The 11,740-nt window shown below is 59.4% G+C and carries 8 protein-coding genes and 3 pseudogenes; 10 read left to right on the top strand and 1 reads right to left on the bottom strand.

Annotated elements, in window-relative coordinates:
• Positions 1–268: 268 nt before the first annotated feature.
• The 9 genes and pseudogenes from CEW89_RS09540 to CEW89_RS09500 all read left to right on the top strand — a co-directional run.
• Complete coding sequence (locus CEW89_RS09540) at positions 269–895, top strand: hypothetical protein (protein ID WP_096805738.1); 627 nt, start codon at positions 269–271, stop codon at positions 893–895.
• A gap of 130 nt (positions 896–1,025) precedes the next feature.
• A complete protein-coding gene (locus tag CEW89_RS09535; RefSeq protein WP_096805737.1) occupies positions 1,026–1,265 on the top strand; it encodes a hypothetical protein in 240 nt (79 codons plus the stop codon).
• Positions 1,266–1,517: 252 nt separating this feature from the next.
• Complete coding sequence (locus CEW89_RS09530; protein ID WP_096805736.1) at positions 1,518–2,198, top strand: PDDEXK family nuclease; 681 nt, start codon at positions 1,518–1,520, stop codon at positions 2,196–2,198.
• 132 nt (positions 2,199–2,330) lie between these two features.
• Positions 2,331–4,484 (top strand): Mu transposase C-terminal domain-containing protein, encoded by a 2,154-nt coding sequence (locus tag CEW89_RS09525; protein ID WP_096805735.1) that lies wholly within the window; start codon positions 2,331–2,333, stop codon positions 4,482–4,484.
• 2 nt (positions 4,485–4,486) lie between these two features.
• Entirely contained in the window at positions 4,487–5,446 is a 960-nt protein-coding gene (locus CEW89_RS09520; protein WP_096805734.1) for a TniB family NTP-binding protein, read from the top strand.
• Between the two features lie 3 nt (positions 5,447–5,449).
• Positions 5,450–7,216: a TniQ family protein gene (locus CEW89_RS09515; RefSeq protein ID WP_096805733.1), complete on the top strand. Its 1,767-nt coding sequence runs from the start codon at positions 5,450–5,452 to the stop codon at positions 7,214–7,216.
• A pseudogene (locus tag CEW89_RS09510) lies at positions 7,192–7,536 on the top strand (transposase); the annotation flags it as partial. The gene CEW89_RS09515 and the pseudogene CEW89_RS09510, both read left to right, overlap by 25 nt.
• Positions 7,537–7,971: 435 nt before the next feature.
• The gene (locus CEW89_RS20790; RefSeq protein WP_157779819.1) at positions 7,972–9,459 is read left to right on the top strand and encodes a hypothetical protein; all 1,488 of its coding nucleotides are present in this window, start codon (positions 7,972–7,974) and stop codon (positions 9,457–9,459) included.
• A 237-nt stretch (positions 9,460–9,696) separates the two neighbouring features.
• Positions 9,697–10,638: pseudogene (locus tag CEW89_RS09500) on the top strand (IS256 family transposase); the annotation flags it as partial.
• Here the strand turns inward: CEW89_RS09500 and CEW89_RS21220 are convergent.
• Positions 10,636–10,911, bottom strand: a pseudogene (locus tag CEW89_RS21220) (site-specific integrase); the annotation flags it as partial. The pseudogenes CEW89_RS09500 and CEW89_RS21220 sit on opposite strands and share 3 nt — an antisense overlap.
• 238 nt (positions 10,912–11,149) lie before the next feature.
• On the opposite strand from CEW89_RS21220, the gene CEW89_RS09490 reads away from it, so the two are divergent.
• A complete protein-coding gene (locus CEW89_RS09490) occupies positions 11,150–11,740 on the top strand; it encodes an integrase core domain-containing protein (RefSeq protein ID WP_096805731.1) in 591 nt (196 codons plus the stop codon).

Raw genomic sequence — 11,740 nt, 5'->3', positions numbered from 1 at the left:
TCTACCGGGAGTCTGCGCGCAGTGCCCGCGTCGACCCCGAGAGGGTCCGGCGCTTTGTGGAAAGCGCGCCGCTGCACCGCCTGGAGGAGTTGAAGGCAAAGCGCCCGGTGTGCCGGTGCTGCGGTGCGCCGCTCAAGGCGCGCGGGGCTTAAGCTCAGACGGCGAGTGGTAGCTCGCATATTTTTCGGAAAAACTTTTACCGTAAACTTGACGCGTGATGTGCTGGGTGGCATAACGCTCCCAACGACACTTCACGAGGACAGCTTTCATGGCGACGAAAGGGGAAATGGTGCGGGTGCTTGCCCAGCGGTTCGACCTGAACCCCAACAAGGTCGACGCGATGACGCGTGCCATGGCGCGGGCCGGACTGCGAACGCCTGGCGGCCGTGGCCGGGCGGCGGCGGACATGACGGGGGAGGATATCTTTCATCTCACCCTGGCACTTGTCATGGGGTTGGAGACCAAGGATGCACCTGAGGCCGTGCGGGAGCTCTCGCAGCTTCGGCTTGTGCGCGGGAACCTGTTTCTTGACGGTCATATCCAATGGGAAGCCAACTGCGACGCGGGAGGGGAGAGCAAGTTGCTCGATGCCCTGAACCGGTTGCCTGTCTCTGGCCTGCAGCTGCACCGTACCTTTGGTGCGTTTTGCGGCCACTGGCTCGAGGAGGGGTTCGAGGATGCCGACGAAGGGTTCAACTCTGCCCCGGTCTCTGTCGAGGTCAGTTCAAACGGGCCGCATGCCGTGTTCTCGCACCGATCCGACCAGGGCAGTCTGAAGCTCTGGTTTGGGGATGGTGCCAGGGATCTGCACACACAGGAGTGGGAGCGGCGGACGATCCTGTCCGACAAGCTCTTCCGGCGGCTGTCGCAGCTCGCCCGCAGCGGTGCGTCCTGACCGAATCCCGGCGGCTTCCTGGCCCGGAAAGCCGAATGATTTGCCGAATTCGATTCGCGAAATCGGAGTGATTTCATGATGTGCGCCGCCGAATTGGCGTGCATTCTCAACTATCCACAGAGTTATCCCGATGAAAATGACCATTCAAAAATCTTTTGAAGCTCACAGCGCCCGCGTTTCGGGCGGCGCTGAAGAACTTCCGGTCATCTTTTCGCAAAATCTGCTGGATGACCTGAAAATCGGAGGCATGCGCCTTTCCGATCTTGAGGCCGGAATTTGCGAAAATTCGGCCCCCAAAACCCCGCTCTCCCGGCGGGCTGGACAAGGGGAAGACGCATGTCCTATGGGCAATTCCCGAATATGCGGCTGATCTCCTGACGCGGTTCTGATCTCTCAGCTCCACTCAGGTTGCAGGCGCTCATCGGAAGAAACTGTCCAAAGAGGCTCAAACACCCAAAACCAGATATAGGCGCTTGGCGCCCGAATGAACCGTGCGAAAGCCCGATCCCTGTGTTGCACCTGCCGATTAGCATGATGCTGCCGTCAGGACAAGGACGGCTCTCCGCAAGCTCTAAAAATTTTCATAGCCCGAGAATGTCAATTTCTCGGGGCGGGAGAAATCATGTCTTATCCCTTTCTGCCGGGCGGCATTCGCTTGCCCGAGGTGAGCGCTGGCAACCGCAGCACTCAAGTCGCATCGAAGTCCCATTTCACGGGACATATCACTTTTGGCGAAGGCCACGGGCGCGGCGTCGGCCTGGAAAGCAACCTTGAGAAGAAGGTGGCGCTCATCCTCCGCTATGCGCCGACCACGGCAGACCTCGTGGAGCAGCAAGCCTTTGACTGGTATGACGCCGATGGCGAGTACTACACCCACTATGTCGACCTTGTCTGCCGACTGCGGGACGGTCGTCGTATCGGCTACGCGGTGCGTCCGATCCATCGTGTCAGCGCCGGATACGAGGACGAGTTGGCGAGGGTCAAGCACCAGTCGCTCTCCCAGGGTGTGTTCGATGACTTTCGCCTCTTCACCGAGCGTGATGTGTGCCCTGTCGCCCTTCACAACGCCACGCATCTTCACTCGGTACGCATCGCGGAGCCTGACGCAGATAAGGCAGCTGCCGAGGTGATCGGTATGATGCGCGGCGTCGAGACGATCGGGGCCCTGCGCGACCGGATCGGGATGGAGGGTACCGGCTTGCGCGCCGTGGTCCGCCACATCGGATCGGGGCACCTCCAACTCCTGCGCCAGGAGAAGATCAGCGAAACCTCCCAGGTCATCAGGGTTATGGCGCTGCACTAACCGCAGCGCCGCCTAAGACCCTCCACCAATCATCCCCCATCAACCGCTGCGGCGGCCCGACTGTGCATCGGCAGTGGGGTCTCTTCGCGCGCTCAAATTCCGGAACGACCGGACGACACCAAAGGAAAGAAAATGGAACTCAACTTCAATATCGACAACGCACGCTATGCCTTCGGAAAGTTCGACCGGGTGCATATCAACGGGATGGCCTGCAAGGTCATTCACCAATCCGAAGACGGGTATGTCTTCGGTGCCGATGACAGTGTCGGTCTCGCCCAGGCGTATACGCATGGACAGTTGAGCCGCTTGGGGGCGCAGGGACGTATCCGCGTCGAGACCGGCTACTACGATGTTGCCTCTGCTCGCAAGCGCCTGGTTCAGTCTGCGGGTTTCGTGAACGATCTGCCGTTCAAGAGCCATGCGCGCCTTTCGAAGAAGGACGCCTATTGCGAGGCGCTGCTGGAACTGCGCCGCGATGGCCTGATCAAGATGACGGATGAAAGCCTTGGCGCCAACATGGTGCTGATCAAGGGCAAGGCCTTGGAGTATGCGGGGAAGGATACCCGCGCTGGCGACCACAGGCTCGACATCTCGCGGAACTTCGGCGAAGCGCCTTCTCCCCGTACGTTGCGCCGTTGGCTGGTCGCGAAGGAAGAGCTTGGGCTGATCGGGCTGGCCGATGCCATGCATCGTCGCGGCAATCGTACCCGGGTGATGGGCCCTGAAGAAATCGGCATGCTCATGACTGAGGTGCGGAAGTATCTTTCGCCCGAGAAGCCGACGATCAAGATGATCCATGAAGGCGTCCAAATCGCCTTCGCCAAGCGTAATGCCGAACGGGTGAAAGTTGGGCTGGGTGTGTTGACCACGCCAAGCCGTGAGACGGTTCGCCGCGCTGTGCGCGAACTCGATCCCTTCCAAGTGACCTTGGCCCGGGAAGGCGAAGCCGCGGCGCGGAAGAAATACCGCCCGGTGTTTGAAGGACTGTATCTCGCGCGACCGCTTCAGCGGGTGGAGATCGACGAATGGCAGATCGACCTCATTACACTCATGAAAAGCTCCGGCATGTACGATCTCCTGACGGACGAGGAGAGGGCAGCTTTGGGCCTCGACAAGAAGAAGGCGCGTTGGTGGATCACCGCCGCGATCTGCTGCACCACGCGCTGCATTCTCTCCATGGTGCTGAGCCGGGAACCCGGGGGAGAGGCCGCAACGCAGGCGGTGCAGATGATCATGACGAACAAGGGCAAGTGGGCAGACGCCGTCGGTGCGCTTACTGCCTGGGACATGCATGGTCAGCCCGAGTTGATCGTCACCGACGGCGGTGCCGCATTCAAGTCTGAACGCTTTCGGTTCGCATGCGCCGATCTGGGGATCGCCACGGAAATCGCCATCAACGGCGTTCCGGAAGTTCGCGGGACCATCGAACGTGTGTTCAAGACCTTCGTCCTGGATCTGATGCCGCGCCTGTCTGGCCGTACCTTCTCCAACATTCTGGAGAAAGGCGACTCTGACCCCACCAAACGCGCAGCGCTGACCGTAGATGATCTGACCTTTGCGCTGGTTCGCTGGGTCGTCGACATCTACCACAACACGCCTCACCGTGGGCTGGACGGAGAAACGCCCATCGCCTGCTGGCGTCGTCTGAGCACGCAATGGGGCGTGATGCCTCCGCCGGACATGCACACCGCGCGCACCGTGTTCGGTCAGCACAAGACCGCTACGCTGGACAAGACCGGGATCACCATCCTCAAGGTCCGCTATCACTCCGAGAAACTGGCGACGTGGCTCCGTCGTGAGGACAGCTGCACCGTCAATGTGCGCTGGCATCCCAAGGACATCGGTGCGGTTTCGGTTCAGCTGGGAGATCGGTGGCATGAGGTGCCGTCTGTTGACGCCAGCCTCGAAGGCGTTTCCGCGCAAACCTGGCTGACGGCAACTCGCGCGGTTCGTGCCGGTAACCCGAAGTCGAACCGGTTGGATCTGCCGGCTGTCCGTCAGGCCATCAAGGCGATCGAAGAGCGCAACGAAGCCGCCATGGCTGAGGCGAGCCTGAACCTGGAGGACTGGTCTGCTGAAGCCTTCAATCGTGCGGAGCAGAACGTGCTTGCTGGCGTGGAATTCCATGAGCGCGCCTCCAGCCCGCAGAATGACAGCGAGCTGGGCCGTGCCATTCGCGATCACGTCGAGCCCTCCGATGCCACGCCTCCGGCGCAGCGCACCGCGGAAAAACGTGCCGGCAGCGCGCCCAAGACCCAGACGACCCTGAACATCGAAGAGGACTGATCATGTCGCATCACGCTCAAACCGCACGTACGCTCGAACATCTTCGGAGCCTCCACGTTGGCTCCGATATGGATACCGAGCTGACGGGCCAACTCGCGCGCCTCCTGAAACGGGACGGCGAGGGGGAACTCTCCCCCGAGCCGATCCGCTTCACCCGGACCAATGAAACGCGCGGCATCATGGTCGTGGGCGGCGCAGGCAGCGGCAAGTCCCACCTCGTTCACCGCGCCTTGATGAAGTTTCCTGTCCTGGCAGAGGGGGAGTACGGCCGCCCGAGGTTCCTGGAATGCTCCGTACCGAGCCCGGCAACCCTCAAGAGCATGGTGCTGGAGATGCTCGAGAAGAGTGGCTACGGAACTGTGTCGCCGACCCGGCAGGTCTGGTCGCTTGTCCAGATCCTTCGCGAGCGCATGCGCGTAACGGGTACTGTCGTCCTGTGGATCGACGAGGCCCACGACCTGTTTTGCGCGGACAGAAACCTCATTCTGCGCGCGTTGAAGGCTCTGATGCAGGGGGAGGATGCCGTGATCGTTGTCCTCTCCGGCACCGAGGAGCTTGCGCAGGTTATCCGGACGGATCCCCAGGTTCAGCGGCGCTTCTCGACGGTCGCTTTTGCGACGCTGGTTCCGGAATTGCACGGTGACCTCTTCCAGCAGATCGTCGTCGACTACTGCCATCGGGCTGGCCTTGGTGCGCCGGTCGAGGCCGACCTTGTCGGGCGGGTCTTCCATGGGGCGCGCTACCGGTTCGGCAGGGCGATCGAACTTATCGTGCGCGCGATCGAGGTGGCCCTCTATGCGGAGGCCGGCGATCTGACGCTCGATCACTTCGCCCGTGCCTGGGCCATGCATGAAGGGTGTCCTGCCGACCAGAACGTGTTCTTTGCCGAGCAGTATCGGCTTCTGCGCCTCGATCAGGCCTCCGAGGTGGCACCGCGTACCTCGACGCGGCGGAGGGGCTGAGTCATGGCGATGCTTTTCCCCCACCTGCCGTTTCATCCGGATGAAACTCCGCTCTCCTGGGCCGCGCGTAGCGCGGCCTTTCACACGGGTGGGCGCCTTGTGCCGTTTTTGAACGACCTTGGCATCGACCTCTGGTCCTTGAAGCGTGGCGAAGAGTGTGCGCTTGCGCGGCTGTGTTCGATCTCCGGGCAGGAGCGCGCACCAGTCGCGCATAACGCTGTGACAGCGCTCGGTGATCGGCAATATGCCCTCCGCGGTGAGCGCTTCGCTGCGGAGTTCCTGACTGGGCCCGTCACCCGCTTCTGCCCCTCCTGCCTGGCCGAGGATGCCGCGGGTGCTGCACGTCCCGCCACCTGGTGGCGGCACCGTTTGATCTGGTCACTGTCCGTGGTCAGGGTCTGTCCCGTGCATCAGATCCCGTTGCTCAGCCACCGCGGCGGGAAATGGGACGATGGTGCGCATGAACTTCAGGCGTTGCCTTGGGAGAAAGATGCGCTGGCGGTCGGGCCTAACGCCTCGCTGCGGCCTTCGCCGCTGCAGGACTATGTCGTCGCCAGGCTGGCGGGCGCTTTTGGCCCCGCATGGCTTGATGGTCAGGGGATCGAGCAGGCCGTCCGTGCCACCGAAATGCTGGGTGCGGTCATCGCGTTCGGATCTGGGCAGAAGGCTTCCAGCATGACCGAAAGCATGTGGGATGAAGCCGGCCGCGCGGGGTGGGCGGTGGTGAGCGAGGGAGAGGCGGCGATCCGTACCACCTTTATGGATCTGTTGAAGCGTGCCGAGACCAATCCTGGCTCCATGCATCCCAAGACAGCATATGGCATGCTCTATGCTTGGATGTCCGCATCGCGGCTGACCAAGGATCCCGGGTCCATCCGCCCTCTTCTGCGGGAGCACATCCTCGATACGGTGCCCCTGACAAAAGGGCAGATCCTCTTGGGCAGCCCTGTTGAGGCCCCCCGTGTCAGCAGTGTGGCGAAGATCGCGGCCGGAGAACTCGTACATCCGATGACGCTCCGGAACCTGCTCGCCGATCAAGGGCTCATTTCCGCCTCTGACCGGGAGACCCCGTGCGGTCACATCTTTCTGCGCTACGAAGACGCGCGCGCGTCCATTCGAATGCTGAAGCATGCTGTGCCGGTCAGCCGCCTGCCGGAGTTGCTGGGGGCGTCCCGCCCCACGGTCGCAGCCCTTCTTGAAATCGGGGCGCTCACGCGGCTGACGGAGGTGGAGGCGGCTTCCAGCAAGATGAGCAAGGCAGTCGATGGGTTGGAGCTGGCGGCTTTCCTGGAGCGGATGCAGGTGCGCCTTCCAGAAGTCGCGGAGAAGCCGACGACCATGGTGACGCTCGCCAAGGCAGCAGAGAAGGGGAGGGTGAAGCTGTCGGTCATTCTGTCGATGTTGCTGCAGGGGCGCTTGCAGCGTGTGTGCCGTTTGGCTGATGCCGCTGGCCTGGGGGCCGTTCTCGTGGATCCTCAGGAGATCAAGTCGAAGCTTGCACTTCCGCGTCCCGGGATGAGCGGAGAATTGGCGCTCATCATTCTCGGGTTCGATCCCTCCCGAGGTCGTCGCGTGTTCTGCCATCCCGAAGCGGCACCGCTGATCGCATCCGAGCCTTACGGCGAGGACGTCTGGGTTTCGCCCGCGGCGCTCGAGAACTTCCGGCAGAGATACGTGACCAAGAAGAGGCTGCCCTTGATCATGGGTGCGCGACCGCTCGCCATTGAGAAGTTGCTTCGGGAAAAGGCACAGCCCGCTATCGAGCTTTGAAGGAGGTTTGCCAAACCTGTCCATCGAAACCAACTTGCTGCCCGAATGCAGAAGCCCGCAAAATCACCCGCGAAGAACACGAAGACGCCCGCCAAGTTGCCCGTGATATCGCCAAAACCCACCAATACGATATCTCGATGAAGCTCCGAAAGAAGGTCGAGATGCTCTTCGCGCATCTCAAACGAATTCTTGGCCTGAACCGGCTCAGGTTACGTGGACCCTGCGGCGCAAATGACGAATTCCTCCTCGCCGCAACCGCCCAAAACCTCCGTAAACTGGCCAAGATCTTTCCTGCGCCGCAGCAACCGCAAAAAGCCTGAAAGGAAAGGCGCTCACGCCCATTTGGGAACCGCAAATTCTGCGCTCGCAAACATCAGTTTTTCAACAGAATCGGCGGGGAGCTGCCGTTCGCTGCGTATTGGGCAAACGTCAGCAATGCGCAGATAGCGGGCTTTGCAAAGTTTAGGGCCGAGATCAGGGTTAGCATTCCGTCCGGCCCTGAGCTGCCATCCACCGAGGGCAACCGATGCTGCGCTGCGGCCCGTCGAAGCCGCCGTTCGCCGCGTTTGCGAACTTCGGCAGCGGTCAGACGTCAGCTATGCGGGACGAAGCGGTCATTCGCAAACTGATGACAAAGGTCCGGTTTCATTGGAAAAACGCTAACCACATGGCGCATTCCCGGCGCCTGCACTAAAGTCGCACTCAAAGATTAGTAACTCCAATGACGGATTTACCCGTTGCAAAGAGAGGCCTCAATGCTCAACAGGATTCCCATTTTTCTGGCAGTTGCTGTCGCGTGCAACAGCGCACTGCATGCCGAAGAGTTTTGCGCAGTACCTTTAGCAGTCAGCGTCTCGGTTTCCAAAGAGCACTGGGGGTCTCAAACTGAAGTTCTTACGGTGCCGGGATATGCGAATTCCTTCATCAAACTTGGGCGAAACGAAATCTTGACCATAAAAGATTGGGCATTGACTGTATTTGAAGGACCACCGCTTTCAAACTGGAATCGCTTGATGCCGAACATCATAGTTGATCGGCAAGGAGAGACTTGGGCTTATACTTCGATACGTGAACCCGCGCTCTTTAGGCTTACAGCGGATGGTCAGTTTCAGCGTCACGGTTTGTCCAATTTATCTGATCTGGATGGACTGGCAGACCCGGATTGGCGGCGAACACACTTTGATCGCACAGACCGACGGCGGCTTGATCGCGATGGTCCGATTTTCGCCGTAAAATCAGGCGAACTGTATAAGGTTGTCGGAACCCTCGCAACGAAAGTTCAAACACCGCCGGGCTGGGACCCCAGAATGTCTGTCCCAATCGATATTGATGGGCTGGGGGACTTTGCTCACGTCGACGGTAGAATATGGTTTCGCACGGGTTCTGAGAGTTCTTGGCAACAAGTCGCCAGAGTAAAGGATCTGTTAAGTCTCTATTCTCAGTCGCCGTTTTCGATTTTTGATGTGTTATTCAACAAAGACACTGGACGTTTGCTACTACTCTTGGAAGATCGGGCCCTTGTTGGCCGATTTGATACCGATCTTCAATATCCTATATTTGATTACCAGTTTTCAGGTGACATCGTCCCTGATCAGGCATCAGGGAAGGTCCTTGTATGGGCAGGTGAGCCGCTGACTCAAAGTCGCAGGGACACCCCCAAACTGATTATAGAAAGCGAAGGATTGTGGGAAATGACTCCCGGCACTCCTATCAGGGTCGCCGGTTTTCAAGCGCTTGCGCGAACAACAAGCGGTGGCATTCCTTACATGAGCTTTGTTTCTCACGAGCCGTCTGGGTTGACCTTGACAAGCCATAGTAGTGGCTTTGCAGCATATGATGGCGAGAGCCTGACTGATCTGTCTGAATGGTGGGAAGGCCAGCCCGCAGCCAACGGCAATCTAAGACTCAGGAAGATTGGAAACGCTTACTTCGCAAAGGATCACCAAACACTCTTGAAAATTGAATCGGATTTGAGTGCTGCTGAAGTAGTTTTGCCTGAAGCAGTCGAGTGGCTGTGGGACGTCGTTTTCAGCGATGCACTTGACAGCTATTTCCTGTTCTCATCTGCATGGGGGAATACGTACAGCACGAAGGACTTTATTACCTTTAGCATTGTGAGAGACGCACCAATGGGCGTTGGAAGTCTGGCTGGCGATGTTGCTTCTGCACATGGCCTCTTTGGAAACTCAGATAGCGATGCTTTTCTTATTCGGTTCTGTGCCGAAACTGCGAACCCAGAATGAAGCTCTAGGAGCCAATGACCAAGCAGCTGACTATGCTTTGTCTTAAAGCTGCTCAACACAGGAAAGCATTGATCCTGATTGCAAATGTACCGGGTTCTTCCCTTAGCGGTCACTCAGTTAGTGTCCGCGGACGTGGTGTAATTTCTGCGCCTTCAACGGTGTAATGCCGGGTGGCCATCGAGGTGTATGGTCGGGTGGAGTTTCGCGACTTCAACCACGAACCACACGGAGACCCCGATGACCAAGACCAACATGGACCTTTCCGAACTTCTGGCCAAGCAGGACGGCGGCGATTTTCTTCGCGCAGTCGCTGAGGCCGTTCTTCAGCTGATCATGGAGGCCGATGTCGAAGGCCTGATCGGCGCTGGCAAGCATGAACGCAGCACGGATCGCGCGACCTGGCGCAACGGGTATCGAGAGCGCGCTCTCGATACCCGTCTGGGCACGCTGAACCTGAAGGTACCGAAGCTGCGACAGGGCAGCTACTTCCCCGGCTTTCTGGAACCCCGCAAGACGTCCGAGAAGGCCCTCGTGGCCGTGATCCAGGAGGCCTGGATCGGTGGCGCTTCCACGCGCCTGGCCCAAGCGATGGGGCTGTCCGGCATCTCGAAGAGCACGGTGTCCAAGCTTTGCAAGGATATCGACGAACGGGTAAACGAGTTCCTCGACCGGCCCCTGACCGGCGAATGGCCCTATGTCTGGCTGGACGCGACCTACCTCAAGGTGCGCCAGGGCGGCCGGATCGTCAGCGTCGCCGCGATAATCGCCGTGGCGGCAAACACCGACGGACGCAGGGAAATCATCGGCCTCGGGCTGGGGCCGTCCGAAGCCGAAACCTTCTGGATGGACTTCCTGCGCGGATTGAAAGCTCGCGGGCTCGACGGCACCAAGCTGGTGATCTCCGACGCCCACAGCGGCCTCCGGGCCGCGATAGAGCGCGTCTTCGAGGCCACATGGCAACGCTGCCGCGTCCACTGGATGCGCAATGCCCTGGCCCATGTCTCGCGCGGTCAGCACACAGTTGTCGCCGCGGCGATCCGCCAGGCCTTCGACCAGCCCGATCGCAAGCAGGCGGGCGAAACCTGGCGCCGCGTCGCCGATCAGCTGCGCTCTCGCTGGCCAAAACTGGCCGAGCTGATGGATGAGAGCGAACACGACGTTCTGGCCTACATGGCCTTTCTGCGTTTTGCTTTGCAGAACTGACGCGCGCTCCTTGATTTGGCCTGAAGCCATGACATCGACCACCTTCATCTTCACCAAATCGCAGCCGCGCAGCTTGCTGTCGATGGCAAGATTGAAGAGGGCCAGATCACGGTGGTTTTCGGCCAGTTCCAGCCGCACTCTGATCGCCCAGACATGTTTGGGTTTGAGCGGCCGTTTCTGGCCGACGATACGACCTATGTTCCAAGCGGGGCGAAGTGCGCGAATGGCAGGTAGGTTTGGTGTTTGCATGACTGGTCCTCCGATCCGCCACGCCCTCCCACAACGACAACCCGACGTTGACGAGGCACCATATCATAGGATTGCTGCGCTGCCTCCGAGATCCGGTTCGAGCCCAAAATGGCGGAACTTCTGCGAGGTGACGAAAGTCCGCTTTATAGACTTGTCCAGCATCGAGATGATCCTTGGTGAATGGTGTGTCCGACAAAGCGGCGCATGAGAGTGGGTTCGTTTGACATTGACCGAAGGTATGAAACGACTTGCGATAAGAGACTTTGATAGCCTAACAGCATCCCAGCTTGCTGATGTGGGTCGTTTAGAAACCCCTTCCCAACAAGTTGAATTTGGCGGCCCTTTTCGTAATTCACTTGACCTCATCACATCAGATCAAGGTGAAACATTGCGCGGATACGGTCTCCTTAAATCTGAGCGTGTCATCGGCTTAGTTATCTTGAAGCGCCCACCATCTTCGCCAGATTGGGTGCCCCAAGATGCGGTGTCACTACATGGCCTAAAGATTGACTGGCGCTGGCAAGGCTACGTATCGAAGTGCGCGCAGCCGGCGCCAAACTGGACCTCAAGCTCGCATTGCTGGGGGATCGCGGGGAGGTGCTGCGTGAAATTGATACCGCGCTTCAGCGAAATGGTGGTGCGTTTGAGTTCAGTTATTTTGACGCGCGCGCTGATCTACCTCGAAGAGATCACTGACGGCTTCCAGGCCCGAAGGATCGTAAAAAACTGGATGGCATTCTACAACGCCGAGCGACCCCATTCCGCGCTTGATCAGCGAACGCCAGACGAAGCATATTGGGCGGGCCTGGAAGAGCGACACGCAGCATGA

Origin of the sequence: Celeribacter ethanolicus (genome assembly GCF_002407265.1) — a bacterium.
GTDB classification, from domain to species: domain Bacteria; phylum Pseudomonadota; class Alphaproteobacteria; order Rhodobacterales; family Rhodobacteraceae; genus Celeribacter; species Celeribacter ethanolicus.
Note: the sequence above shows the minus strand (reverse complement) of the source record. Positions and strands in the feature narration are given on the sequence as shown.

Bases quoted from the DNA above. Each gene is read 5' to 3' on its own strand.
- CEW89_RS09540 (WP_096805738.1), top strand. From the start codon at position 269: ATGGCGACGAAAGGGGAAATGGTGCGGGTGCTTGCCCAGCGGTTCGAC.
- CEW89_RS09535 (WP_096805737.1), top strand. From the start codon at position 1,026: ATGAAAATGACCATTCAAAAATCTTTTGAAGCTCACAGCGCCCGCGTT.
- CEW89_RS09530 (WP_096805736.1), top strand. From the start codon at position 1,518: ATGTCTTATCCCTTTCTGCCGGGCGGCATTCGCTTGCCCGAGGTGAGC.
- CEW89_RS09525 (WP_096805735.1), top strand. From the start codon at position 2,331: ATGGAACTCAACTTCAATATCGACAACGCACGCTATGCCTTCGGAAAG.
- CEW89_RS09520 (WP_096805734.1), top strand. From the start codon at position 4,487: ATGTCGCATCACGCTCAAACCGCACGTACGCTCGAACATCTTCGGAGC.
- CEW89_RS09515 (WP_096805733.1), top strand. From the start codon at position 5,450: ATGGCGATGCTTTTCCCCCACCTGCCGTTTCATCCGGATGAAACTCCG.
- CEW89_RS20790 (WP_157779819.1), top strand. From the start codon at position 7,972: ATGCTCAACAGGATTCCCATTTTTCTGGCAGTTGCTGTCGCGTGCAAC.
- CEW89_RS09490 (WP_096805731.1), top strand. From the start codon at position 11,150: ATGAAACGACTTGCGATAAGAGACTTTGATAGCCTAACAGCATCCCAG.